Annotated in this window: 20 protein-coding genes; 7 read left to right on the top strand and 13 right to left on the bottom strand. The window is 69.7% G+C overall.

The genetic code is table 11. The annotated features are described in order from the left end of the window. The 3 genes from ADL12_RS09190 to ADL12_RS09200 form a co-directional block, all read right to left on the bottom strand. On the bottom strand, positions 1 to 4,893 hold the full coding sequence (locus ADL12_RS09190; RefSeq protein WP_062700422.1) for a DNA repair ATPase: 4,893 nt from the start codon (positions 4,891 to 4,893) through the stop codon (positions 1 to 3). 79 nt (positions 4,894 to 4,972) lie between these two features. Beyond that, the gene (locus ADL12_RS09195) at positions 4,973 to 7,018 is read right to left on the bottom strand and encodes a flotillin family protein (RefSeq protein ID WP_062700423.1); all 2,046 of its coding nucleotides are present in this window, start codon (positions 7,016 to 7,018) and stop codon (positions 4,973 to 4,975) included. Between the two features lie 118 nt (positions 7,019 to 7,136). Further along, positions 7,137 to 7,571 carry a hypothetical protein gene (locus ADL12_RS09200; RefSeq protein ID WP_062700425.1) on the bottom strand — a complete coding sequence of 145 codons (435 nt, stop codon included), beginning with the start codon at positions 7,569 to 7,571 and terminating at the stop codon, positions 7,137 to 7,139. Positions 7,572 to 7,983: 412 nt separating this feature from the next. Here ADL12_RS09200 and ADL12_RS09205 point away from each other — a divergent pair, with 412 nt between their 5' ends. The 4 genes from ADL12_RS09205 (at position 7,984) to ADL12_RS09220 (ending at position 14,343) form a co-directional block, all read left to right on the top strand. Continuing rightward, complete coding sequence (locus ADL12_RS09205) at positions 7,984 to 9,948, top strand: NAD-binding protein (protein WP_062700426.1); 1,965 nt, start codon at positions 7,984 to 7,986, stop codon at positions 9,946 to 9,948. Positions 9,949 to 10,387: 439 nt separating this feature from the next. Then, positions 10,388 to 11,908, top strand: a complete 1,521-nt coding sequence (locus tag ADL12_RS09210) for a potassium/proton antiporter (protein ID WP_062700428.1) — start codon at positions 10,388 to 10,390, stop codon at positions 11,906 to 11,908. Positions 11,909 to 12,016: 108 nt separating this feature from the next. After that, positions 12,017 to 12,841, top strand: a complete 825-nt coding sequence (locus ADL12_RS09215) for a hypothetical protein (RefSeq protein ID WP_062700430.1) — start codon at positions 12,017 to 12,019, stop codon at positions 12,839 to 12,841. Between the two features lie 440 nt (positions 12,842 to 13,281). Beyond that, entirely contained in the window at positions 13,282 to 14,343 is a 1,062-nt protein-coding gene (locus tag ADL12_RS09220; protein WP_062700432.1) for a PucR family transcriptional regulator, read from the top strand. A gap of 383 nt (positions 14,344 to 14,726) precedes the next feature. On the opposite strand, the gene ADL12_RS09225 is transcribed toward ADL12_RS09220, so the two are convergent. Next, positions 14,727 to 15,143 carry an SRPBCC family protein gene (locus tag ADL12_RS09225; protein ID WP_062700434.1) on the bottom strand — a complete coding sequence of 139 codons (417 nt, stop codon included), beginning with the start codon at positions 15,141 to 15,143 and terminating at the stop codon, positions 14,727 to 14,729. Positions 15,144 to 15,169: 26 nt separating this feature from the next. Continuing rightward, entirely contained in the window at positions 15,170 to 15,532 is a 363-nt protein-coding gene (locus ADL12_RS09230) for a VOC family protein (RefSeq protein ID WP_062700437.1), read from the bottom strand. A gap of 127 nt (positions 15,533 to 15,659) precedes the next feature. On the opposite strand from ADL12_RS09230, the gene ADL12_RS09235 reads away from it, so the two are divergent. Next, positions 15,660 to 16,529, top strand: a complete 870-nt coding sequence (locus ADL12_RS09235) for an AraC family transcriptional regulator (protein ID WP_244187832.1) — start codon at positions 15,660 to 15,662, stop codon at positions 16,527 to 16,529. A 102-nt stretch (positions 16,530 to 16,631) separates the two neighbouring features. On the opposite strand, the gene ADL12_RS09240 is transcribed toward ADL12_RS09235, so the two are convergent. The 8 genes from ADL12_RS09240 to ADL12_RS09275 form a co-directional block, all read right to left on the bottom strand. After that, positions 16,632 to 17,456, bottom strand: a complete 825-nt coding sequence (locus tag ADL12_RS09240; RefSeq protein ID WP_062700439.1) for a proline iminopeptidase-family hydrolase — start codon at positions 17,454 to 17,456, stop codon at positions 16,632 to 16,634. A 272-nt stretch (positions 17,457 to 17,728) separates the two neighbouring features. Next, complete coding sequence (locus ADL12_RS09245) at positions 17,729 to 18,775, bottom strand: SPFH domain-containing protein (protein WP_062700441.1); 1,047 nt, start codon at positions 18,773 to 18,775, stop codon at positions 17,729 to 17,731. A 4-nt stretch (positions 18,776 to 18,779) separates the two neighbouring features. Further along, on the bottom strand, positions 18,780 to 19,211 hold the full coding sequence (locus tag ADL12_RS09250) for an NfeD family protein (protein WP_062700443.1): 432 nt from the start codon (positions 19,209 to 19,211) through the stop codon (positions 18,780 to 18,782). A gap of 242 nt (positions 19,212 to 19,453) precedes the next feature. After that, complete coding sequence (locus tag ADL12_RS09255; RefSeq protein WP_062700444.1) at positions 19,454 to 19,864, bottom strand: GNAT family N-acetyltransferase; 411 nt, start codon at positions 19,862 to 19,864, stop codon at positions 19,454 to 19,456. 374 nt (positions 19,865 to 20,238) lie between these two features. Further along, on the bottom strand, positions 20,239 to 21,537 hold the full coding sequence (locus ADL12_RS09260) for an ArsB/NhaD family transporter (protein WP_062700445.1): 1,299 nt from the start codon (positions 21,535 to 21,537) through the stop codon (positions 20,239 to 20,241). Further along, on the bottom strand, positions 21,534 to 21,992 hold the full coding sequence (locus ADL12_RS09265; protein WP_062700446.1) for a CBS domain-containing protein: 459 nt from the start codon (positions 21,990 to 21,992) through the stop codon (positions 21,534 to 21,536). The genes ADL12_RS09260 and ADL12_RS09265 overlap by 4 nt, the downstream gene beginning before the upstream one ends. Further along, entirely contained in the window at positions 21,979 to 23,220 is a 1,242-nt protein-coding gene (locus ADL12_RS09270) for a cation:proton antiporter (protein WP_062700447.1), read from the bottom strand. Before ADL12_RS09270 ends, ADL12_RS09265 begins: the two co-directional genes overlap by 14 nt. A gap of 451 nt (positions 23,221 to 23,671) precedes the next feature. Continuing rightward, positions 23,672 to 24,133 carry a GbsR/MarR family transcriptional regulator gene (locus tag ADL12_RS09275; RefSeq protein WP_062700448.1) on the bottom strand — a complete coding sequence of 154 codons (462 nt, stop codon included), beginning with the start codon at positions 24,131 to 24,133 and terminating at the stop codon, positions 23,672 to 23,674. A gap of 74 nt (positions 24,134 to 24,207) precedes the next feature. Here ADL12_RS09275 and ADL12_RS09280 point away from each other — a divergent pair, with 74 nt between their 5' ends. Both ADL12_RS09280 and ADL12_RS09285 read left to right on the top strand, forming a co-directional pair. Further along, on the top strand, positions 24,208 to 25,131 hold the full coding sequence (locus ADL12_RS09280; protein WP_062700449.1) for an ABC transporter ATP-binding protein: 924 nt from the start codon (positions 24,208 to 24,210) through the stop codon (positions 25,129 to 25,131). A gap of 49 nt (positions 25,132 to 25,180) precedes the next feature. Continuing rightward, entirely contained in the window at positions 25,181 to 25,969 is a 789-nt protein-coding gene (locus ADL12_RS09285) for an ABC transporter permease (RefSeq protein ID WP_062700450.1), read from the top strand. Positions 25,970 to 26,233: the final 264 nt, after the last annotated feature.

Below are 26,233 nucleotides of genomic sequence, written 5' to 3' on the forward strand. Positions count from 1 at the left end.
TCAGTGCTCCTCGTGGCCCGGGTCGGGGCGGGCCGCGTGTCGGGCGGTGGGGTTGGCGATGAGGTGGCGTGGGTCGGCGGCGCGGTTGATCGCCGTCTCGACGGCCGCGATCCGGTCGGCGAGCAGGCCGAGGGTGGCGACCGCGCGGGTGAGGGGGTCGTCGTCCGGTCCGCCCAGGGCCTGGGTGCGGACGTACGCTGTCTTCAACTCGGCCCAGCGCATTGCCTGTTCGGCCGTGAGCGTGCCGCGCAGCTCCGCCAGTTTCAGCAGGTTGGACTCGGCGCCGGTGGTGAGGGTCTGGGCCTCGGCGGTGTAGTGGTCGTCGATCAGCGCGGCGAGCTCGGTGTCGTTCATGACCGGCTGGATGCGCTGGACGATCTTGTTCATGTTGCGGTAGGAGCCCTGGAGTTGGAAGGGCGGTTCGGTGCGGGTGGCGTCGGACTGGGCGGCGGAGGCGATGTAGGCGGCGTTGACCGCGAGGACCGTTTCGCGGGCCGTCAGCAGGTGGCGCAGTACGGCCAGGATCCGCTCCAGCTCGGCGGGCGCGTACGAGTGCGTCAGCCGGTCGGCACGGGCCGTCGTGTCACCCTCGGCGAGGCGGATCAGCAGGTCGAGGTCGGTGCGGTCGCGCCCGGCGAGCGGGGCGAGGACCGGGTTGGCGGTGAGCGCGTTCTCGATGAAGCTGAGCGCGAAGGCGTCCTCCTTGCCGGTCAGGACGTCGCCGAGGTTCCACACGTCGGCGCGGTTGGAGAGCATGTCGGGCACGCGGAAGCGGCTGCCGGACTCGGTGTAGGGATTGCCGGCCATGCAGACGGCGAACCGCTTGCCCCGCAGGTCGTACGTGCGCGGCTGCCCGTCCCACACGCCCTCGATGCGGCGGGTGGCATCACACAGCGGGATGAACTTCTGCAGCAGCTCGGGCGAGGTGTGCTGGATGTCGTCGAGGTAGAGGAGGGTGTTGTTGCCTGTCTCCAGCGCGAAGTTGATCTTCTCGATCTCCTGGCGGGCCGTGGCGTTCGGGGCCTCGGCCGGGTCGAGTGAGGTGACGGCGTGCCCCAGCGCCGGACCGTTGACCTTCACCAGCATCAGGCCGAGACGGTCGGCGACGTACTCCATGAGCGTCGTCTTGCCGTAGCCCGGCGGTGAGACGAGCAGCAGCAGGCCGCCGGTGTCGGTGCGCTTGGACTCACCCGTGGTGCCGAGCTGTTTGGCGAGGCTGTCGCCGACCAGCGGGAGGTACACCTCGTCGATGAGCCTGCTGCGGACGAACGCCGACATCACGCGCGGCCGGTACTCGTCCAGGCGGATCCGCGTGCGCTCGGCAGTCACCAATGCGGTACGCCGGTGCTGGTAGGCGCGGTGACCGGTCACCTCATGGGTGCGGAACACGTGTGTCCGGGAGAGGAGTTCGTCGATACGGACAGCGAGCGTGCGGCCGGTGATGTGCGGATGGGCACCGAGCAGCCCCTGGACGGTCTCGGTCAGCGGCGCGTCGGACTCATGGCGGGGCAGGTCCGGGCAGAGCTCGGCGGCCACCGCCTCGGCCAGGTCGCCGGCGGCGATGTCCGTGCCGGTGGCGGACGTGTACGAGGAGAGCCAGGCCTCGACGAGCTGCTTGCGTTCGGCCAGGTCGCCGAGTGCGGCGAGGTCGTCGTCGTATGCCGAAGTGCCCACCGTACGGCGGAACTTGTCGAGCAGCGTGCGGGCGCCGACGCTGATGACGAAACCGTCGGGGCCGCTGGTCAACTCCTCGAAGAGGTATGCGGCGGCGGCATCCGCGACCTCTCCGGTGATCGCTTCTGCCAACTCCTTCTGCAGGTCGGCGATCGCAGGCGCCAGACCGAACGTGTCCCGGGCGCGTGCGAGCGACACCGCGCGCCGGGTCCAGCTGTCGCGGTCTCCCTCCGTCGTGCCGTGCGCCCAGAACAGCTGGGCGGTGGCGCGGGCCGCGGGCTCGTGGCGCAGCATGCCCGCGCCGTCGTGCAGGCGCAGGAGTGCGGCGAGGATCAAGGTGGCGTCGTGGTCGTGGACGCCGCGCTCGTAGCCCTCGTCGTACGCCGCCTCTGCCGCCTGCCTTACGAGCGCGGGTAGGTCGGCCTCTGCCAGGGCCGCCGGGCCGTGTTCGTCCAGCAGGCGGGCGGCGAGGTGCTCGGCGCGGTAGACCTGCGGGGACTCCGAGGGCAGCGGGCGGTCCCAGTAGGGGCGGGTGGCCGTGAAGTCGGGGTCCGCGATCGGAGCGCGGTAGTCGGTGCCGGTGAGTGCGAAGGCGAGGGTGTCGCCGTGCGGGACCAGGGTCAGGTCGAGGGGCTGGGTGTTGACGGCGAAACGGTGGGTGCCGAGGCGCAGGGTACGACCGTCGTCGGTGTACAGGTCGGTGCGGTCGCGCAGGGCACGCAGGGCCTCCTGGCGGGCGGACTTGAGGCGGCCGTCGAGTTCCTCCGCCCTTACCTGGTCGCCGAGTTCGCGCAGCTCGTCGGCGAGGCGGCGGACCTTGGTGGGCATCGGGTCGGAGGTGAAGTACGTGGCGACGGCGTCCGCGTCGGGAAGAGTGGCGGCGCGACGGGTGACCGTCTGCAGGACGCGGGTTGCCGAGTCGGCGAGGCGTTCGGCGCGGCGGGAGCGCGCGTCGGCGAGGGTCTGCTTGCGGGCGGTGAACGCCTCGTGGACCTCGTCACGCTTGTCGGCGAGGTCGCCGAGGAAGTCGTCGAACTCGGCGAACCGGGACTCCAGGTTCTCCAGCTGCACCAGCACGCGGGCGAGTTGCTCGTCGCACGCCTCGGGGCTGTCGGCGGCCGCGAGCGCGCCGGTGACGGACTGGCCGAGCAGCGCGAACTCGGCGGCGAACTCGGCGCGTCCCTCGTGGTCGAGGAGCTCGCGGCGGCGGCCGTCGAGGGTGGCGCGGGCGCGGTTGACGCCGCCGAGGACCTCGGCGATGCGTTCCAGGATGGACGTACGGACGGTGGCGTCGCCGATGTCCAGGCCGGCGACGACCTCGGTCACCGTGGCCAGCCCGTCGGCGAGCTCATCGAGACGGGCGGCGACGGGCGCGGCCTCGGCAACGGTGGCGATCGTTTCGGCGTCGGCGACGAGTTGCTCGATGTCGGCCTGGTGGTCGGCGAAGGCGTCCTCGCGGGCGAGGTGGGTGACCGCCCGCTGACCGAAGGTGGCGAGGTCGGCCTCGACGTCGTCGGCGAGCTCGTCGATGCGGGCGGTGTCGGCGTACCGCATGTCTTTGAGCGTGAGCAGATGCCCCTGGGCGTGCCGGAGTTCGGTCAGGCCGAAGACCCAGGCGGCGGCAGTGCGCGGGGCCTCGCCGCGCAGGCGTCGTACGACCGTGGCGACCCGCGCGGCGGCCTCCGCGAGTGCTTCGGCGGCGCTGCGGGTGAGGGCCTGGACGGTCTCGAACTCGGACAGCACCTGCTCGGCGGTCGTCCGCACCTGCGCGAGCGGCGCCAGCAGGTCGCCGAGTTCGGGCTCGCCCAGCCAGTGGTAGGAATCGGCGGCCCGGACACACGCGGCGGCCAGTGCCTCGTACACCTCGCTCGTCGGGGTGGTCTCGGCGACCGCGCGCGTGATGGACAGGCAGTCGGAGATGCCGCGCACGAGGTCGGCGTTGCCGACGCGGCCGAGCGGGCCGGTGCCGACCGGCTGGGCGGCGGCATGGGTGTCCGAGACGTACGGGGAGTTCCACAGCTGGAGCGGGTGCACGCGCTGCGGCTCGTCGGTGATTCCCGCAGGGTCCGCACGCAGCACCATCAGCGTGCCGTCGCCGAAGAGCGCCCAGCCGTGGCAGGACAGCGGGGTGGCGACCTCCTTGCGGATCACGTTGTACGGCAGCAGCAGGCTGCGGCCCTCCACGCGCGCGTGGAAGGCGTACAGCACGTCCTCGCCGTTCGGTGAGCGGACCTCGCGCTCGAACTCCAGCCCAGCCGTGTCGAGTTCGTACGTCTTGTGGTGGCCCGTGGCCAGGCAGTAGCCGCCGGGGAAGACGATGCCCTGGTCCTCGGGGAGGCGGCGGCAGGCCTGGCCGATGCCGTCGAGGCGGACGACGGTCCTGGTGAGGGTGTTGAAGACCAGGTAGCGGTCGGTCTCCTCCTTGTAGGGGCGGATGCGCAGCAGGATCAGGGCGCCCACGCGCGCGTGGGCGATGTCGGCGTCGGCGAGGGACTGGAGGGGCTCGGCGACGGGCTCGGCGTAGATTCCCTCGCCGGTCTCGGTGTTGTTCTCGACCTTGACGGTGAGGGTGCCGCCGACGGTCTCGACGAAGACCTCGCCGACGATGGAGACGTGGGGGTGGCGGCCGAGGACGTGGTCCTCACGGGTCGCCGGAGTCCACTCGAAGTCATGGGAGGACGGGAAGACGTGGTCGCGGTCGCCACGCGCGTCAAGGAAGTCGGCCTGTCCGTCGTCGGTGAGCGCCCAGCGCAGCACGCGGATGTCGCCCGCCTTCTCGCCGGTCTGGAAGACGGCCAGCAACTTGCCTTCGACGCGGCGGAGCTGGAGCAGGTGAGCCTGCCGGTAGTAGCGGTAGAGGGCGGCGAACTCGCGCCGGAACGACGGGTCGTCGAGGAGGCCGGGCACGGCGTCGTCGGGCAGCCGGTTCAGGTCACGGTCGTGCAGTGCGAAGACGTCGCCGACGGTCGTCTCGGGCTTCAGGCCCAGGAAGACGTTGTGGCCGAACAGCAGCGCGTCGCCGATGGAGACGATGTCGCGGGGCACGCAGGTGTGCTCGGTGCGCAACCGCTCGGTGCCGGCGAGTTCGAGCCGCATCGAGCCGAACTCCTCGGTGCGGCGGGCGTTGAGCGCCTCGGCGCGGCGCGCGAGTTCGGCGGCCTGCGCGGCGAGCCGGTCGCGCAGCACCTCGTACGTGCCGGTGTCCAGACCGGTGGTCATGGCATCCCTCTCAGGAAGTCGGAAAAAGCGCGGTCCGGAGCTGCCGTCCCCTGTGCGGCAGCTCCGGACCGCGGGTCGGTCAGCCCTTGGCGCTGCCGTTCAGGGCGGTGAGGGAGGTGTCTGCGAGGCCCAGCTCGCCTGCCTTCTCCAGCAGTTGCCGGAACTGTCCGGCGTTGTCTCCGCCGGACTTCATCAGCTTCATCAGCAGGGCGGAGACGGTCAGATTCTGCACGTCGGCTGTCGAGACCGAGCCGAGGACACGGCTCAGGTCGTCGGTGAAGCTGGAGGTGCCGTCCAGCCAGGGCCCCGCGAGGGCCTGCGCGGTCTCGGAGTGCTGGACGAATCCGTCGACGCTCTTGCCGAGCGCGATGGAGGACATCAGCCGGTCGAAGAAGACCGACTCGCCGCCGACGATGTTGATGTCGGCGTTCTCCAGCCCGGTGGCGAGCACCGTGGCCTGTGCCTCGGCGACCTGCCGCTGCACGTCCAGCCCCGCGAGACGGATGTCCTTCTCGGCCTCCAGCCGCAGCCGGTACTCCTCGTGCCCGCGGGACGCCTCGTCCAGCGCGGCCATCGCGGCGGCCTTCTCGGTCAGACCGGCTGCCTCGGCCTTCAGCTTCTCGCCGATGCCCTCCGCCTCCGCGAGCGCCTTCGCCCGGGAGCCCTCCGCCTCGGCCCGCATCCGCGCCTCGGCTGCCTCCGCCTCCGCACGGCCGGCCTTCTCGATGACCTCGGCCTCCTTGTCGCGGACCTGCACGGCGGCCAGGCCCTCGGCGGCGGACTCCGCCTGGATGCCCTCGGCGAGTCGCAGCTTGGCCTGCGCGTCGAGGTCAGCGCTCTTCAACCGGGCCTCGGCCAGGGTCAGTTCCTCCGCCGCGCGGTGCACGGCGGCCTGCTCGGCGGCCTCGGCGGCCTTGATGTCCTTGACCAGCTTCTCCTGCGCCTCGGCCTCGGCGGCGATGATCACGGTCTGGCGGCCACGCTCGGCTTCCTCCACGGCGCGCAGCTTCTTGATGGACTCCTCCTGCTCGGCGACCGTACGGTCCACCGCCACCCGCTCCCGGATGACCTCGGCGATCTCCCGCTTCTCCGCCTCGACTTCCTTCGAAGCGGCGATCCGGGTCAGCTCGGTCTCCCGTTCCCGTGCGATGACTTCGAGGAGCCGGTCCTTCTCGATGCGCTCGTTCTCGATGGCGATGACCCGCTCGCGGTTCTTCTGCGCGACGGCGACCTCGCGGGCCTGGTTCTCGCGCTGGATGCCGAGCTGCTCCTCGGTCTTCAGGAAGGCGCCCTGCGAGCGCAGTCGCTCCTCCTCGACGACCCGCGCGGTCTCGGCCTCCTCGCGGGCCCGTACGGTGTCGATCTCCCGCCTCTGCTTGATCTCCGCGTCTGCCTGGCGGCGCTCCAGTTCCAGGATGGCCTCGCGGGCGTCGACGTTCTGCCGGGTGATCTCCTTCTCCTCGGTGCGCTGGGCCTCGTTGGTGCGCACGTGCTCCACGGCCGTCAGCTCGGTGATCTTGCGGATGCCCTGGGCGTCCAGGACATTGGCCGGGTCGAGCTGGGACAGAGGCGTCTGCTCCAGGTAGTCGATCGCCGCGTCCTCCAGGTGGTAGCCGTTCAGGTCGACGCCGATGACCTCGATGATCCGGTACCGCAGTTCCTCGCGCTTGGTGTACAGGTCGGTGAAGTCCAGCTGCTTGCCGACGGTCTTGAGGGCCTCGGAGAACTTCGCGTGGAACAGCTCCTGCAGCGTGTCCCGGTCACTCGCCCGCGCCGTACCGACGGCCTGCGCGACCCTGATGACGTCCTCCACGGTCTTGTTGACCTTCACGAAGAACGAGATACGGATGTCGGCCCGGATATTGTCCTGACAGATCAGCCCGTCCCGGCCGGCCCGCGTGATCTCGATGGTCTTCACCGAGATGTCCATCACCTCGGCCTTGTGCAGCACCGGCAGCACGACCTGCCCGGTGAAGGTCACATCGACCTTCCGAAGCTTGGAGACGATCAGCGCCTTGCCCTGCTCCACCTTGCGGAACAGGCGGGAGACGACGAACAGCACGGCGACCGTGACGAGCAGGGCGGCGGCGACGGTCACGCCGATGCCCACAGTGGTGGCATCCATAGGAAATCCTTGAAGTCTGCGATGAGTTGACGCCTCGACGGCGAGGCGAAGCGGCCCGCACGGCCGCGGACAAGTGCGTCACAGGCGTGGCCCAGCGGTTCCACCGCGGGCAGACCCGTCAGCTGCGAGCGCTGCGACTGCCAGGGTCGAACGGAGTGCCGTTCGCCAAGTCCCGTTGTCGCGGCCTGTGTTCGGCGGAGAACTGCCTGGAGAGCGGAGCCGCGAGGCCATGTGTCACCGACCAGGCGACGAGCGCGGACAGCGCGAGCAGAGCGACGCGGGCCACGGCGGCGCCGAACCCTGTCACGTCGGCCCGGTCCATCACGACCAGCCCGGTGAGGCTGACGAGCCAGCCGCACACCGTGACGACGAAGGCGGCGACGGCGACCGGTACTCCTCCGAGCGCATTGGCCAGCGCTGGGGCGTCGGCATCGAAGTCGCGTACGCGGGCGCGGCCCAGCAGGACCAGAAACCAGAAGCCGAGTGCGACCACCAGGGCAGAGGTGAAGATGACGGTGGGGAACTGTGCGGCGGCGCCGATGATCTCCTGCATTCCGCACCCCCAAGTCTCGCTGTAGCGTCCAGGTATCCAGGTACGTTGCCGGAGCTGGGCACCGGAACATCCCCGCTTTTGAGCCAAGACCATTGTGAAGTGGCGCCGTTCCCACCGCATTGCCGCGTTCCGGCAGTCTTGACGTCTCGTTGATGCCGGACTGCGATACCCGGACGGTCGACCGAGCCGGCGGTGGCTACGCGGCTCATACGCCATGATCAGTTCCGGTGGCGACGGCGTGCACTCTGCTGTCGCCGTCGTTCACGCCGGCATCGGGGGAGGGAGAAAAGGTGGGTCAACACGCAAACGGCGCCGCAGTAAGCGGCTGTCGTACGGAACTCCGTCGGGTGGAGGGAGATCCGGCTCGCAGCCAGGGACGACAGGCGGGCCCCGGCGGAAGGAGGTGCGCACCATGAGGCGCGTGCCCTCGCTTCCCGACCAGGCCCGGCACCCGGCGCTGCCGGGCCACATGGTGGTGTGCGGCGACGACGCCCTCGCCGAGCGCCTGGCGGCTGAACTGCGCGAGCTGTACCGCATGCGGGTCACCGTCGTCGTACCGTCGCTGCCCGGTAGCGCCGACACCGGGACCGGTACGGCGGGAGGGGCGCGGGCCGCCTCGCTGCTCGCCCGGATGCAGGCGGTCGTCAACCGGGCCGCCGACGCGGAGTCGACACCGGCCGTGCGTGTCCTTCAGGCGCCGCTCCTCGACGAGGAGAGGCTGGCCGAGGCCGGTGTCGCGCGCGCCGACGCACTCGCCCTCGTCCATGACGACGACGAGACCAACATCCGCGCCGCGCTCGCGGCCCGCCGCCTCAACCCCCGCCTGCGCCTGGTCATCCGGCTCTACGACCGCAAGCTCGGCCAGCACCTGGCCCACCTGCTGGACCAGGCCGCCGCGGTCGCGTCACCCGGTCTCGATCCGGCCGCCCTGGACACCTCCACCACCGTCCTCTCGGATGCCGACACCGCGGCCCCCGCCCTCGCGGCCACGGCCGTAGCGGGCACCAGCAAGGTCGTGCAGGCGGACGGTCTGCTGCTGCGGGCCGTCGAGCGCACCCCGCCGGGGCGCGGCGAGGTCGCCGACCCCGGCCTGTGCACGCTGGCCCTGCTCTCCGCCACCGCCAACGACCCGGCGGGAGCGGAGGGTTCGGACGCCAGCGGCCAGGACGGACCGCTGCTGCTGCCGGACGACCGAACCGTCGCCGCCGCCACCGGTCGCGGCACCGTTGTCCTGGAGACGGTCACGCACGACGGCCCCGAGCGCGTCCCGGGCCGCGGCCTGCCGATCGGCTCGCTCTTCTCGCGCCGTCTGCGCTGGTCCCTCGCCGGGCTCGTGCTGAGCGTCCTCGGCCTGGCGGTGGCCTCCTGGCTGACCAGTGACGACGAGCATCCACTGCACGCCGCCTATCTCACCCTCCTCGACCTTTTCGCCATCGGGGACCCCGCCCTCGGCGAGCCCGCCTCCCGCCAAGTCCTCCAGCTCCTGTCCGGGCTGACCGGACTGCTCCTGCTGCCCGTGCTCCTCGCCGCCGTACTGGAAGGGCTCGGCACCTTCCGCACCGCCTCCGCGCTGCGCCGCCCGCCCCGCGGTCTGTCCGGCCATGTCGTCCTGCTCGGCCTCGGCAAGGTCGGCACCCGCGTCCTGGCCCGGCTGTGCGAACTCGGCATCCCCGTGGTGTGCGTGGAGGAAGACCCCGAGGCACGAGGCATCCCGCTGGCGCGCCGACTGCACGTGCCCACCGTGATCGGCGACGTCACCCAGGAAGGCGTCCTGGAGGCCGCGAAGGTCCATCGCGCCCACGCGCTGCTCGCCGTCACCAGCAGTGACACCACCAACCTCGAAGCCGCCCTGTACGCCCGGTCCATCGAACCCCGCGTACGCGTGGCGCTGCGCCTGTACGACGACGCGTTCGCCGCCGCCGTCTACCGCACCCTGCGCGCCGCTCACCCCCACGCTCTCACCCGCAGCCGCAGCGTCTCCACCCTCGCAGCGCCCGCGTTCGCAGGGGCGATGATGGGCCGCCGGATCCTCGGCGCCATCCCCGTGGAGCGCAGAGTCCTCGTGTTCGCCGCGCTCGACGTGGCGGGCCATCCGCAGCTGGAGGGCCGCACGGTCGCCGAGTCGTTCCGCCCCGGTGCCTGGCGCGTCCTGGCCATCGACTCCGCCGCCCCCGGCGAACGCCTGCCCGACCTCGCGGCCTCACCGTCCGACGACGGCACCGGGCACCCCAGCGGCCTCCTCTGGGACCCGCACCCGGGCTACGTGCTGCGCCCGCAGGACCGCGTGGTGCTGGCCGCCACTCGCCAGGGCCTGGCCGAACTGCTGGGCGCCGGCTCGCGGACCCGCCCACCCGCCACGGGCGCGTCGTCCTCTTGACCCCTGCCACACGCCGCCTGTTCGGGGTGGACGTTTTTTAAGAGGGGAGGATGCTGCCGCCCACAGCAACCGGTCTTCGGCAGGGACGCGCCTCGTTGTGCCCCGAAGGCGCCGCCGCACCGCGTTACCGTGACGACCTGCTATGTCCTGATCGTCAGTACTGCCCTCGTGGCCGTGCCCCTGTGCAGGACTTGTAGACGTGGTTCGTGGTTCGTGGTTCGTATCGAGCGGCTGCCAGTGAGGAGGGGCCCGTGACCGGCGAAAAGGTCTCCCCTCTCGCTGCCCGCGGCAGAGCCGAGCTGCGGCAGCGGCGCCGGTCCCGGCGGAGACGGCCGGGTCCGGGATCGATCCACAGCGGTTGTGCTGTTCGTACGGCAGTCGTCCGCCCCGGCGGCTCAGCGAGTTGCCGACGCGCCGGTCTTGACGTGGGGGCAGTCCTGTGATGTTGCAGGACCTCTACCTGACCCTGCTCATCGGCGGCACCGTTCTGCTCGCCAGTGTCGCCGCCGCCCGCACCGCCCACCGGGCCGGTCTGCCCAGCCTGCTGCTGTTTCTGGCCGTCGGCGTGGTCGTCGGGGAGGACGTGCTCGGCCTGCACTTCGACGACGCCCAGCTGGCACAGGCCCTGGGCACGGCGGCTCTGGCCGTCATCCTGGTCGAGGGCGGTCTGACATCGAACTGGCCCGATGTCCGGCGCCTGTTGTTGCCGGCCGGCGTGCTGGCCACCGCAGGGGTCGCCGTCTCCATCACGGTCACGGCGGCCGGCGCCCACTGGATGCTGGGCATGAACTGGCAACTGGCGCTGCTGCTGGGCGCGATCGTCTCCTCCACCGACGCCGCCGCGGTGTTCGCCGTACTGAGGTCCCTGCCGCTGCCGCAGAAAGTCACCAGCCTGCTGGAGGCCGAGTCCGGATTCAACGACGCCCCGACCGTCATCCTGGTACTGGCCTTGAGCACCGCCACCGCCGACGTGCCCGGTCCGGCGGACATCGCCGGTCATCTCGTCTACGAGCTGGCAGTGGGCAGCGTGCTCGGGCTGGCGATCGGGCGCCTGGGAGCCGCCGCCCTGCGGAACATCGCCCTGCCCGCCACCGGCCTGTATCCGCTGGCCACCGTCGGTTTCGGCATCGTGGCCTTCGCCGCCGCCGGAGCGGCGCATGCCAGCGGCTTCATCGCCGCATACCTGGCCGGGCTCGTCCTGGGGAACGCCCAGCTGCCACACCGCGCCGCCACGCGCTCCTTCGCCGAAGGCGTCGGCTGGCTCGCCCAGATCGGTCTGTTCGTCATGCTCGGCCTGCTCGTGGACCCCAGCGAACTGCCCGCCACGATCGGCCCTGCCGTCACCGTCGGCCTGGTCCTGCTGCTGGCTGCCCGGCCCTTGTCCGTGCTGGCCTGTCTGCTGCCGTTCCGCGTCCCCTGGCGCGAACAGGGCTTCATCTCCTGGGCGGGCCTGCGCGGCGCCGTGCCGATCGTGCTCGCCACCTACCCCATCGTCGAAGGGGTGAGTGGCGCCCGGGACCTGCTGAACATCGTGTTCGTGCTGGTGGTCATCTTCACCGTCGTCCAGGGCCCCAGCCTGCCCGCCGCCGCCCGGCTGCTGCGCCTGACCAGACCGGGCGCCCTGCGCGACATCGAGGTGGAGGCCGCTCCGCTGGACGCCCTGGACGCGGACCTGCTCACCGTGAGCATTCCCGCCGGGTCACGCCTGCACGGTGTGGCCGTCTTCGAACTGCGCCTGCCGTCGCCGACCGTGGTCACGCTGATCGTCCGTGACGGCGCCACCACCGTCCCCGGCCACGACACCGTGCTGCGCGTGGGCGACGAACTCCTCCTGATCACCACCCCGAAGGTGCGGCAGGCCGCGGAACGCCGCCTGCGCGCGGTCGGCCGCCGCGGCAAGCTCGCCCGCTGGCTCGGTGAGCACGGCGACCCGGAGATCACAGAACAGAACAGCTCCTGATGACCGGGAACACCGAGCGGAGCGCCCGGAACCCGGCAGCCAAACCGAGCCAGTCACTGCCTGACCGCCCCACTGACCCAGCACCCGTAGAACAGTGACCCTTGGCACATGGCTCGCTTTCAGCACACCGTGACGCTCGCCCCCGTGCCCCGCCGCTGGTTCGAGTCGTGCGTCGTCACGCTCCACGACCTCGCGGAAAGCATCGAAGCCGAAGGTGCACTGCTACGGCTGCCCGACGGACGGAGGCTGCCCGAACTACTCCTGGCGGAGGGAACACACCTGCGACCGGGCGCCCGCTACCACCCCGAGAACGACGACGGCAGCGGACCGGACATCGACCAGACGCTCACGATCCTGGCCTGGGAGCGGAAGCGGGAGACAGCCCTGGAACTCGTCACGCTCGACGACGATCCCGGCGGCCCCGGCCACATGGCCTGCACACTCCGGCTCACGAGCGCCGAACGGCCGCGCGAGGCAAGCCTCTCGATGAAGGCGCAGGCAGGCGGCGGCTCATGGACGAGGTACGCCGGCGGCAGCGGACGCCTGCACCTCGACCTCGGCAAGTGGTGGCCGTCGGCAGCAGGTCGCGGCCGCCCGAGGGCCACACCCCTGACCGGCAGACTCGACCACGCGCTCGTCCGCGCCACGGTGACGGCCGTGCCGCGCCCAGCCGGCGACGGACGCTGGCGCGTCACCGTCACGGTACGAGTCAGGGGCCGCTCCTTCGCCCGCCTGCTGCTCCCCCTCGCCATGACGTTCATGGGACGGCGGGCACGCGGGGCCTTCTCCGCAGCGCTGGACGACGCGGCGAAACAGTGGAACGACCAGGTACCGGAGCTGGTCCGCAAGGACATGCAGCAACTGTCCCTGGAACTCGTCGAGTCGCTGTTCGCCACCGATGAGCAACGGACAGGCCCCTCGCTCGGCACGTGAAGGAGATCCGGGCAGCCTCCGGAGGTCTGACCGGGATGACGGGGACGAACGAACGAACAGTTCGTGGACTCGTTGCCGAAGACAGCCCTGCAGCGAGCACATCGGGACGGGCGAGCCATTGGGTCCGAGGCCGACGCGAGGAACTCGTCCGGCCGGCCACGGCCGGTCGCGCGCGCTCTACGACTCGGGCCGCCTGAATCCGGCTACACCGACGCGCGCGGCGGGGACCTGATGCCGGATTTCCGTAGCCCGGCACCGGACTCGCCCCCGTATCCGCCAAGAGCATCGTGGCAGCGACACCGCCCATTCCGCATTGCCCAACACCGGCAACGTGGACGCCTGCTTCATGCCGGGCTCTCTCACCCTCCGTGGGTCTGCCACTCTTGTCCCTCGTGCGTTAGGAATACGCCAGCAGCGCGTCAAGAACAGAGGAGACCTGGGTGACGGGGCGTGAGGTACCCGAGCAGTATCTGGAGGGCTATGCCCAGATACTGGCGGAGGCGTGTGGGACAGGCCGTCGCCTCACGCGGGACGAGTTGGAGTCCCTACGGGCCCGGGGAGAGCGCGCCGCCGAGGCCGGCCTTGGGCTGCGCGTCCTCGTCCGCCGGCATCTGTCCGTGACCCGGGAGAGCTGGCCCACCCTTTCCTCTACGGACACCGATCGCGTGCTGGCCGTCGTCGAGCAGGCGATCGATGCCTTCGCCGAGGGCCATGAACGGGCGCAGAGGCTAGCCGTACGCCAAGAGGAAGGCGTGCGCCGGGAGTTCATCGACGATCTGCTCTACGGCCGCAGCGACCTGGGCCGCCTGGCCGAGCGTGCCGAGCGCTTCGGGCTGCTCCTCTCCCGGGCCCATGCGGTCGCCGTCGCTCAGGGCGGGAAGCCGGTGGAGGACATGCATCCGGCCACCCGGCAGGTGGAGAGCGCCGTGATCAGCAGGTTTGGTGAGCGACGCATCCTGCTCACGACGAAGGACGGGCGGCTGGTCTGTATCGCCCCCGGAGAGCAGGACGAGGTCCTGGCGTTCTTCGCCAAGCAGGCATACGCGGCCACCGACGGAGGCCAGGTCGCCATCGGACGCCCTCATCCGGGCGCCGGGGGAGTCGTCCACTCCTACGAAGAGGCCCTCAACGCCCTCGATCTGGCCCACCGGCTGGACATCACGGAACCGGTGCTGCGCGCCGCCGACCTCCTTGTCTATCCGGTGCTGACCCGCGACCGGCAAGCCATGGCCGACCTCGTGCGCAACACTCTGGGCCCGCTGCAGTCCGCACGCGGCGGCGCCCAGCCGCTCGTCGACACGCTGACCGCATACTTCGACTCGGGTTGTGTGGCGGCCGAGGCGGCCCGCCGCCTGAGTTTGAGTGTGCGTGCCTTCACCTACCGCCTGGAGCGGATCCAGAAGCTCACTGGTGCCAACCCGGCGGACTCCGTCCACCGTTACACCCTGCAGACCGCGGTGATCGGCGCCCGGCTCCTGGGCTGGCCGGACAACGAGGTGTGACCTGGCGGCCTGCGCCGCCATCCTGCGGGGACGCCGGGTACGGCGCCGGCGTGCGGGGCCCCCGCTCCACCAGAGTGATGGTCCGGGGCCTCTCCGTCGCTTCTGGCCGTACCCACATGGCCAGGTCGCACAGGGCGGTGTCCATCAGCGGCCTCCGGCCGCGGGGGCCTCCCGGGCCCGGACCACGCACAGGATGCGTGTCGCCGCCCCGGGGTCGAGTACGCCGGGGACCAGCTCGCCCAAGACCGTTCGGGGCGCGCGGCTGAACGGGACTCACTCCTGCTCAGTCTTGAGGAACGGTCTGTTGCGCACGGTGGTCGGGCTGGCGGCCGGCCCGCTCGCTCTCCTACCGGTCGGCGAGTGTGAACGGTCAAGGCGTTCGGTCAGTTGTCCAGTGTGGCCGGGGTCTCCAGCGTCTGCTTGATCACGCGTGCTCCCTGGTCGACCATTTCGGCGATGGGGCCCGCGAGGTCATCCGGCGTCACATCGGTGATCCAGACGAACCGACTGTGTTCCGTGCCGTCGGCGAAGACCTGCATGGACGCATGGTGGTGCTTGGGGGTCAGTGACCCGCCGACCACCGCATAAGCGACCCGGCGGGCTTCGTCGTCGATGTCGACGAGGAGCTCGTGCACCACGACGCCGTTGGCGAAAGTCACCACTCTGGTATCCGCCTCAAGACGCGTGTCCGTGACGAACCCGGGTGCCAGGCGCCGGTGCACCGCGCTGACGTCGCGGACTGCCGCCCAGACGTGGTCGGGAGCGCTGTCGATCAGGAATTCCTTGTGGATGTGAGCCATGTGATCTTCTCCTGTCGGGTGACGTGTCAGGCGCCGGTGGTGAGGCAGAACGGGTGCCCCTCGGGATCGGTGAGGACGACCCACTGGCCCTTGCCGGGCTGGAACTCGGGCCTCGACGCTCCAAGGGCGAGGATCCGGCCGGCCGCCTCCTCCAGGTCGGTGACCGTGAAGTCGAGGTGGGCGTGCTTGCCGTCGTCGGGCCAGCCGGGGGCCCGATAGCCCTCGATGCGTACGAAAGCCAGGCCGGGGTGCTCCCCGCTGCCCACGGAGGCGTAATCCCCGCCGCTGTGGGTGATCTCCCAACCGGTGACCTTGCTGTAGAACTCGGCGAGCCGGACCGGGTCACCACAATCGATGACGACGGTGCTGATCTTCGCGGGAGCGGACATGACGGCGACTCCTTGAGCGCGGTACGGGGTTGAGTACGACGCCGCTGAGCTTGCCTGCCCTGCCCCACCCCGGTCTTGAAGATCCTTGCGCGGAGCCGATGTCCGACCCCCGGCGTAGCGTTCAAGAGTGCTCACCTCCACCGCTCTCGCTACCCGCCCCGACTTCAGCATCACCGCTGTGACGTGCCAGGACGACCACACCCGCTGGTCGGAGGCCGAAGTACGCGACGACTACCGGGTGGTGCTCGTGCGCCGTGGCCGGTTCCGCAGGCGCGCAGCCGGCACCCACGCCGATATCGACCCGACGATGGCCTACGTCGGCGTGCCGGGCGAGGAAGAGCACTTCGCCCATCCCGCCGGAGGCGACGACTGCACATCGATCAGCCTGACGCCGGCGCTGTGGCAGGACATGACCGGCGATGCCACGCGCCTGGCCAGGCAGAGCGTGTACGTCGATGCCCGCCTCGACCTCACCCATCGCCGGCTCCTCGCGACCGCCAGGACGGAGGACATCGACTACGCACTGACGGAAGAGTTGCTCAACCTGCTCGCCACCACCGTCGGTCAAGTCGTCTCCGGGCCCACACCGCTCGGCGCACCAGCCCCCAGAACCGAAGCGGCTCTCGTCGCGTCAGCCCGCCAGGCGATCAACGACGGCCACCCAGCCTCGGACGGACTGCTTCCGCTCGCAGAGCTGCTCGGGGTCTCGCCGTACCGCTTGAGCCGGTCCTTCACCCGCGAACTGGGGGTGTCCGTGACCCGCTACCGCAATCGCATCCGCATCGGCCGGGCCCTGGACCGCTTGGAGGAGGGCGAGACCAGCCTCGGCGTCCTCGCCGCAGACCTCGGCTTCGCCGACCAGGCACACCTGAGCCGACCATGCGCCAGTACCTGGGCCGTACCCCGACGGCACTCCGGCGCCTGCTCGCCCCTCGGACACCTTGACGATCTCCGTTGCTCGACAACGACTTCGCCCGGGGAATTACGTGACGCGTAAGCCATCGAACGCGGGGAATTACTTGACCGTCGACAATCCTCGCCCTGCGCAGCAACTGCCGGTTCTGGAGCGTCAACTCGGCAAGAAGAAGGGGCCGTCCCATCAGAGCCCCGGATCAGCTGCTTCCACTCTGCTGAGAAAGGACTCGAGGACCTGACGGAAGCGTTCCGGCTCCTCGGCCGAGGGCAGATGTGCGCTCTGCTCGAAGACCACCCACTCGGCGCCCCGGATGCCGTCGGCCAGCGGGCGGACCACTGCGGGAGTCGTCACGTCGTAGCGCCCGGAGGCGATAAGAACGGGCACGTCCAGCTCGCCCAGCCGGGCGGTGACGTCCCAGTCCTTGAGGTGGTGATCGGGCCACGGATCCAGCCGGCAGAGCCACCGCTTGTAGAACTCCATGGCGGCACCCTCATAGGCGTCGTCACCGGTGGTGCCCTCCGCTTCGTGCCGGTCGATGATCTCTTGCACCTCGGGGGGAAGGGATTCCTTCAGCCGGCGGGCCTCTGCTTCGTAAACGGGAGCGCTGGCCAGCGGACCGGCGAGAACCAGACCGGCCAGCCCGGCCGGTCGGCCGAGGGCGTACTCGAGGGCCACCTGGCTTCCCCATGAATGGCCGAGGAGATGCACCCGGTCGAGCCCGAGCCCCTCCCGCACGGCGGCGACCTCCTCGACGAAGGTGGCCATGACCCACAGGGCCGGGTCGTCCGGGTGGTCGGACCGGCCGCAACCGAGCTGGTCGTAGAAGACGACCGCGCGCCCGCTCTCACCGGCCAGCGCCGCCAGGTCCTCCAGGTAGTCGTGGGGGCAGCCGGGCCCGCCGTTGACCACGAGCAGCGGCAATTTCCCGTCGGGCGCGGGCAACTCGCCCACGACCTGATACCAAGTGCGGTACCCGCGGAACGGCAGAGTCTCTTCGGCCGCCGCCATGGCACGCCTCCTGGTGGCTTCGGCACGTTCCATCATGGAGAGACCGGGCATTCTCTGCCATTCGGCTCGCTCGTCACCGTTCCCTTCTCGCCGGATCAGCCATGGCGTTCAAGCTGATCGAGGCCGACCAGGCTCGCTGACGCGCGGTCCCCCCGAACTCGTCGCATGCGTCTGCGCCGGCGCCCGCTTCAGCACGCCGCGGCTCGCCACCGTCGGCTTCTTGGCAATCATGCCCGGCGTCGGCCGATGGTGTTGTGGGCGTCCGGTCGTTGTCACCCGCTGTCAGTGAGGCGGTGGGACGGGAGGACGTCGGGGGTGGCGCGATCGGCCTTGGCTGCCTCGGTGAGGGCCGCGGCGGCGGCTTCTGCGGCCTGCGCCGCGTCGTCGGCGGCCTGGGCGGCGCTGTCGTCCGACGGTTTCTCGCGGGTGGCCGGCGACTGCGGCAGCACCTCGGTGAAGGCGCGGGACACGCCCTGGAGTGCGGAGGTGATCTCGCTGGGGATCACCCAGAAGTTGTTGCCCGAGCCTTGTGCGAGTTGGGGCAGTGTCTGGAGGTACTGGTAGGCCAGCAGTTTGGGGTCGGGGTCGTTGCGATGCACGGCCTGGAAGACCTCGTCGATGGCCCGGGACTGGCCCTCGGCCTGGAGGATCGCAGCAGTGCGGTTGCCCTCCGCGCGAAGGACAGCGGCCTGCTTGTCGCCTTCGGCGGTGAGAATCTGCGACTGGCGTTGCCCCTCGGCCCCGAGAATCGCGGCCCGCTTGTCCCGCTCGGCTCGCATCTGCTTCTGCATCGCGTCCTTGATGGACTGCGGAGGGTCGATGGCCTTGATCTCCACCCGATTGACCCTCAGCCCCCATTTGCCCGTGGCCTCGTCCAGCACGCCACGGAGCTGGCTGTTGATGGTGTCCCGTGAGGTAAGCGTCTTTTCCAGGTCCATGGATCCCACAACGTTGCGCAGGGTGGTGACGGTGAGCTGCTCGACCGCCTGAAGAAAATTCGCGATCTCGTAGAAAGCCGCTCGTGGGTCGGTGACCTGGAAGTACAGGACGGTGTCGATCTCGACGACCAGATTGTCCTCGGTGATGACCGGCTGCGGTTTGAAGGAGACGACCTGTTCCCGCAGGTCGATCACCGGATGGACGCGGTCGATGTAAGGGATGACGAGGCTGAGGCCGGGAGTCAGAGTCCGGTGGTAGCGGCCGAGTCGCTCGACATTGCGAGCGCGTGCCTGGGGAACGATACGGACCGCCCGCACCACGGTGAAAACCGCGATCAATGCGACGATCAGGCCGGCAATGAGGAACGCCGAGGTTTCCATGGTTTCAGTCCCGGGGGTAGACGATCGCGGTGGCGCCGCTGATCTCCATGACGTCGACGGTCTTTCCAGGAGGAATCACCAGCGTCTCGTCGTAGGCGCGGGCCGTCCACTCCTCCCCGTCGATACGGACCCTGCCGCCCAGGCCCGTCACCTCCGAGGTGACATAGGCAGCCCTGCCGACCAGCGCATCCACTCCGAATCGCTCCACTTGGGGCTGGAGCACATGGCGTACCGCAATGGGGCGCACGAATATCACGGTGATTGTGGCGACGATGGTGAACACCAAGAACTGGAAGGGCAGCGGCAGCCCGACCGCAGCTGTTCCCGCCGTGACCAACGCGGCCGCACTCAGCATTCCGAGCGCAGCAGTAAGGGTGAAGATCTCCGCCACAGCCAATACAGCTGCGATGATCAACCAGATCAGCCATAGATCCATTGCATGCCTCTTCTGACCGGCGCGGGTGCGGAAGGGCTTTGACTCTCACCATTGGACCCCGATACGGGTCAGCCGCGATACCCCTGGGAAGGGAAACCCTGCCGAACGATCGGAGGTGTCCTCGTGCACCGCACCCCGAGCGACTGGTTCGCGCCTTTTCAAAAATTTTACCCGGACGGAGAATGCCTGGGTGATCGGCGGCCTCGACGACCGAGATGTGCATGATCGCCCGCACCGAAACGTCACTGGGCGCCCGGTCGGCGGGACGGCGGCCAGTGGTCCAGCAGACCTCGCCATGTTCGCCGGATCGAACCCATGAGGTGGCGGCACAAGGGGCGACCATGGGGTAAAGCCACCGTGGTCTCCTGGGCCATCGCCAGGAAGAAGACCCGCCCCGCCCGGGTTTGCAACGTCGTGCTCCACCGGTAGCCCGGGCGACGGGCGAGAAGGGAATGAACGAGCTCGCGTCCCAGCCCCTGACGCTGCCAGGCGTCGTAGACCCAGATCTCCAGGATCCGCCCTGTACGGCACGTCGGGCAGACGCGGAAGCGCAGCCGCCCAATGAGGTGGTCGTCGTGATCGAACAGGACGATCTCGGTAGGTGTTCTCGCGGAGGGAGCGACAGGGCCGTTCCACCACACGGACGGACCCATCCGGACCACCTCTCCCGGTGTCTTCGGCGCCTCATCTTCGGGGTAACGATGCGGAGCACCATGGAGCACCTGTGGGCAACTGCTGAAGGACGGGTTCGGCGGGGGCGCGCCCAGGCCCTGCCCGCGGCTTCAACGACGTTCGCCGTTCTGGTCCCCTGTCCTTTCCGCTTCCGGTGTGGTGGACAGATGGACGAGGTGGGCGACGAGTGCCCCGGCCGGCACCGCCCACGCGACGGAGGCGATGCCGGCTGCCCAGCGCGGTTCGGATCACCAGCATGGCGACGACAGCCACCGGTGCCAGCAGCGATGCGTCCATGCGCATACCTCCTTCCGGCCCGGGCGGCCGTTCCTGTGGCGGTTCGGCAGACGACAGGTCAGGCGAGCGCGAAGTAGCGCAGCCACACATAGCCGAGGGCGATGACCACGGTGACGAAGGTGACGACCAGCCCGTACTTGGTGAACTGCCAGAAGGAGATGGGCTGGCGGTTGCGTTCGGCGATCCCGAGGACGACGACGTTGGCGCTGGCGCCGATGGCGGTGGCGTTGCCGCCCAGGTCGGCGCCGAGGGCGAGGGCCCACCACATGACGTGGTCGCTGCCGCCGGCCATGTTCTGCACCAGGTCGCTGGTGATGGGGGCCATCGTGGCGACGTACGGGATGTTGTCGACGATGCCGGAGAGGACGGCGGAGGCGCTCAGCAGGATCATGGAGCCGCCGAGTTCGTTGTCGCCGATCGCGTCGGCCAGGGATTTGGAGACCTCGCTGATCACGCCGGTCTCGATCAGGCCGCCGATCATGATGAAGAGCCCGGCGAAGAAGGCCAGCGTGGGCCACTCCACCTCCTTCAGCACGTCACCGGTCTCCGCCGAGGAGACGGCAATGAGCAGTCCGGCGCCGAGCAGGGCGACGACACTCGGCTCGTAGTGCAGCACCGGATGCAGGACGAAGCCCGCAACGACCAGCGCGAGCACGATCAGGCCCTGAACGAGGAGCCGGGGATCGCGAATGGCCTCGCGCTCCTCCAGCTCCATGATCTCGGCGGCGCGGTCCTCGTCGTAGAGGAAGGCCTTGCGGAACATCACGCGGCACATCAGGACGAAGACGACGACCAGGATCGCCGAGATCGGGGCGAGATGGACCAGGAAGTCGTTGAAGGTGAGGCCGGCGCGGCTGGCGATGATGATGTTGGGCGGGTCGCCGACCAGGGTCGCGGTGCCGCCGATGTTCGAGGCCATGACCTCGGCGATGAGGAAGGGGGCGGCGGGCAGGGCCAGGCGCTCGCAGACCAGCAGTGTCACGGGTGCGATGAGCAGGACCGTGGTGACGTTGTCCAGCAGTGCCGAAGCGACCGCCGTGATGACGACGAGCATGGCCATGACCCGGAAGGGTTTGGCTCGTGCTCGCTTCACGGACCAGATCGCCAGGTACTCGAACATGCCGGTCTTCTTCAGCACACCGACGATCATCATCATGCCCATGAGTAGGAAGATGACGTTCCAGTCGACGCCGCTGTGCTCGGAGTAGAAGGCCGACTTGTCGTCGGTCGCCCTGATGGCCAGCATCAGACCCGCGCCGCCGAGCGCTACGGCGACCCGGTGGATCTTCTCACTGATGATCAGGGCGTACGCGCCGACGAAGACGACGATTGCTGCCCAGCTGTGCCAGTCGTTCACGATCCTCCGATGAAGTGTTCCAGAAGGGCGGCCGCGGTGATCGCGCCGATCAATGTGGCTTTGTCGCCGTTGCGCTCGACGACCGCGACGAGGGGGGTGTCCTTACGGGCCATCAGCGCGGCGATCTGCGAAGGCGCAGCGTCCGGGCCGACGACCGGGGGTGTGATGCGGCCGCGCGGCAGCCACTCTGCCACCGACGTTCCGGCCATCGCCTCCCTGGCCTCGTCCTCGGAGTGATCGTCGACTTCGGCGGCGAGGATCGGCCCTTCCCGCAGGTACCAGGGCAGCAGAGCGCTGACCACACGGGCGGACGGCACGGCTGCGTACGGGTAGTCGTCGCGGTCGAGGACCAGCAGCGCGGGCAACTGGTCCCGTACGAGCAGGCGGGCCGCGGCGAGCGCGTCGTCGTCGGCGGACACGGTGGGGTAGGTGCTGGCCAGTTCACGTGCGCGCATCGGCCCGGGGCACCTTGGCGTGTGGGTCGGCGTCCTCGCGCCCGGACGGGATTCCGGCCAGCTCGTCGACATCGAACGCGCGAGCGATCGGTACGTCCGTCGAGCTGTGCGCGATGATCGAGAAGGCGATGCACACCGCGATCAGCGTGAACGCCTCCTCCGCCTGCGGGATGCCGGACTGCAGCACCAGCAGGCCGTAGACCACGGATGCGAAGCCCTTCGGACCGAACCAGGCCGCCACCAGCTTCTCCTTGCGGGAGAGACTCGTGCCGATCAGCGAGAGCAGCAGCGAGGCCGGCCGGATCAGGACGATCGCCAGGACCACCGCCACGTAGCCGCCGAACGACAGGTCACCGAACAGCTGCGGAGTCAGCAACGCGCCGAACACCAGCAGCGCCGCGAACTTCGCCAGCTCCGCCAGCGCCTCGCCCAGCGGCTCGAAGGACTCCTTCGCCTCCGGGGACACATGCACCAGCGCCGCGCCCGCCGAGAACGCCGCCAGGTACGGGTTGGCGTGGGTGAGGTGGCACACCGCGTACAGGATGATGCCGGTCGCCAGTGGCAGCAGCGGCTGCAGCTTCGGCTCGGCGCCCAGAAGGCGGAAGCGTACGAGGCCGTTGACCAGCAGCGGCAGCGCGACACCGAAGACCAGGCCGAGCAGCAGTTCCAGTGCGATCTTCCCCGCCGACGCCTCTGCGCTGTCGGCCGTCGGACCCGCGGCCGCGATGAGGATGAGTACGACCGGCAGGGCGAGTCCGTCGTTGATGCCGCTTTCCACGTTCAGCAACTGCCGCAGCTTCGCCGGCACTTCCCTGCGCCCGACGATCGCCGAGGCGAACACCGGGTCGGTCGGAGCCAGGACGGCTCCGACAAGGAACGAGGTCGTCCAGTCCAGGCCCACCAGGAAGTGCGTGATCAGGGCCATGAAGACGAAGGCCAGCGGCATGCCCAAGCCCAGGGCGCGGGCGGGGTTCCTCCAGTTGGCCCGCAGCTTGGGCAGCGATACGTGCATGCCGTCGGTGAACAGCACCGCGAAGAGCGCCAGATCGGCCGTCACGGCGACGATCTCGCTGTCCGGAGTGATGTGGATCAGGCCGAGGAACCCGTCACTGACCAGGGCTCCGCCGACCAGGAAGAGGAAGGACGTGGAGAGCACCGTGCGTGCCGCCAGACCTGACAACAGCACCGCCACCAGCAGTGCAGCACCGAACACGGCCACGAGCACCATGACGGAGACCCCCGATCGGAAGAGAGATTGATCCCTTACTCGCCGACCAGGCTTCCCGGCACACCGAGGGGAACCATACCTGCCCTTGACGCGTTTTTGACAGATCGCTAATCGGCACAATGGGCTGTGCACCATTGCCGGATCCCGGCAATGGTGGTGGCAGGGCTGGATTCGAGACCCGCTGACACCGTTCGGCTCAGTAGTCGGCCGGCTTCCGCGGCGGGCACGGTGACCTGCGCCTACGCTGACCCTCAGGTGCGCCGGGAAGCCTGGTCGGCAGTTGGCCGCCCTCTGCTTTGGAGCCCCCGATGCCAGACCTTTCAGGGGCACGGCAACACCACGGGCACCGGAGACCGCTGAGTGCGGGAAGTCTGCTGCGCCCGTTCCGCAGTCGTCCGTTCAGGGTCGAATCCACCCCGCTGTGCCTGTCGTCATGTGTCCTGCGCCGGCGTCATCCCTGGTACTGCTTGCGCCAGCTCTCGATCTGGGCGGGCAGCTCGCGGGCCATGAAGGTGTAGAAGTCCTGCATCTCGCGGAGACGGCGAGCGGTGGGCGTGCCGTCTCCCGTGGCGTCGATGCCTTCCTGGGCCGCGTGGAGCATCACGTTCAGCATGGTGTTCTGCTGGGACATCAGGGTGGCCCAGGCGCCTTCGCGGAAGCGGTAGTGGTCGCGGCGGCTGCCAGGGGCGGGGACGCGTTCGACCAGTCCGACGGGGATGAGCTGCTTGATCGCGGTGGAGACGGCACCCGAGCTGATCGACAGCTCCTCGCACAGGTCGGCCGCGGTCATGGTGTCCTGCTCGGTGTAGAGCAGGGCGGTCATCACCCGGGCCGTGGTCTTCTGCATGCCGCCCTGGGCCAGCGTCAAGGCCAGCCTCTCCGCTGCGTCGCGCAGCTGCTCCTTTGCGTCCATGGCTCTCAGGATAGCGAACATTGCGAAGTCTCAGTATGTTTACAGATCTCTGAAAGCTCGATACGTTCTGAGGTATGGAGAATGCCATCGAGCTCCGTGAGCTCACCAAGACGTATGGCTCCCGCCGCGGCCTGGCCGGGCTGACCCTCGACGTCCGCGTCGGCGAAGTCTTCGGCTACCTCGGCCCGAACGGCGCCGGCAAGTCCACCACCATCCGGCTGCTGCTCGACCTGATCCGCCCCACGGTCGGCCGGGCCACCGTCCTCGGCCTGGATCCGCGCGCCGATGGTGTGGAACTGCGCTGCCGCCTCGGCTACCTGGCCGGCGATTTCGTGGTCGACGGACGCCAGCGGGTGCGTGACTGCCTGCGCTTCCTCGCCGACCTGCGCGGAGGCGTGCCGCAACAGCGCATCGACGATCTGACCGACCGGCTCGGCCTCGACCAGAACGCCCACATCAAGAAGCTCTCCAAGGGCAACCGGCAGAAGATCGGCCTCGTTCAGGCCTTCATGCACACCCCCGAACTGCTGATCCTCGACGAGCCCACCTCCGGACTCGACCCGCTGGTCCAGCAGACCTTCCTGGACCTGGTCACGGAAGCCGCCGCGAACGGCCAGACCGTCTTCATGTCCAGCCACATCATGGACGAGGTCGAGGCGGTCGCCGACCGGGTCGGCATCCTGCGCGACGGGCGCCTGGTCGCCCTGGACAGCGTCGCCCAGTTGCGTGCCGGAGCGGTCCGGGAGATCGAGATCACCTTCGCCGAACCGGTGCGGGCCGAGGAGTTCGCCCGCCTGCCCGGCGTACGCACCCTCGTGCTCGACCCCGCGGGAACCACCCTGCGCGGACAGCTCACCGGAGAGCCCGACGCGCTCGTGAAGGCCGCTGCCCGCCACCACGTCACCGCGCTGCGCGCGAGCGAACCCACCCTGGACGGCCTCTTCCACGCCTACTACGCGGACGCCGAGGCGGCGCCGCGCTCTACCGCCGCCGTCTGACCGGCCGTGCCGTCACCCACTTCACCTTCGTCGAAGGAGTCAACTCGCCATGCGTGCCACCGTGTTCACCAAGACGCTCCGCGACAACCGCCGCTCGCTGATCGGCTGGACAGCCGGCACCACGCTGGCCGCCGCCATGTACGCGAGTTTCTATCCCCAGATGGCCACCGGCGGTGCCGAGTCCGTGCAGAACTTCCCGGAGGCGATGCGTGAGGCGTTCCACCTCGACGACCTGACCTCGGCCGCCGGATACCTGCAGTCCTCCGTCTTCGGCCTCATCCTGCCGCTGCTTGCCCTCTTCTACGGGGCGGCAACCGGAGCACGTGCCACAGCGGGCGACGAGGAGTCCGGCACGCTCGACCTCCTCCTCGCTCACCCCGTCACCCGGACCCGCCTGATCCTGCAGCGGTTCGGCGCACTGACCGCCGGAGCCTGCGGCATCGCCGCGGCGGTGTGGATCGCGATGCTCGGCATCCGGGAGAGCGCCGACCTGACCTCCATCAGCCCGCTCGAGTTCCTGGCCCAATGCCTCAACCTGGCCCTGCTGGCCGTGGCGTTCGGCGCGCTCGCCATGGGCATCGGCGCCGCCACCGGCCGCCGGGCCCTGGTCTTCGCCGCTACCGCCGGCATCGGCATCCTCACCTACGCCGCGCACACCTTCGCCGGCCGGCTCGGCGCCGAGTGGGCCGCGTACTTCTCGCCGTTCCACTACTACATCGGCGGCGAGCCGCTCAAGCACGGCATCCAGTGGGGCGACGCGGGCGTTCTCGCCGCGGCGTCCGCGGCGTTGGTGGTCGCCGGGACGTACCGCTTCAACCACCGCGACCTCAACGCCTGACGAACGGGCGGATCTGCGGCCTCCTCTCGCACAAGTCAGGGGGAGCGATCTGTTCCGGGAACGGGGCGTGCTGCTGAACAGCGTCGGCCTGGAGTTCATGAAGATGGCGTGGGCGGACGAGACGGCGACCGGGCTGATCTGCTGGCGATGCGGATTCCGCGATGGACTCCTCCTGTGCTGACCGACTCACCCCGTGCGGGGCAGGCGGGGCACCACTCCCAGAAGCAGGACGAAGGCGGCCATGGTGCCGAGGACTCGGCAGGC

Origin of the sequence: Streptomyces regalis (assembly GCF_001509475.1) — a bacterium.
Classification (GTDB): domain Bacteria; phylum Actinomycetota; class Actinomycetes; order Streptomycetales; family Streptomycetaceae; genus Streptomyces; species Streptomyces regalis.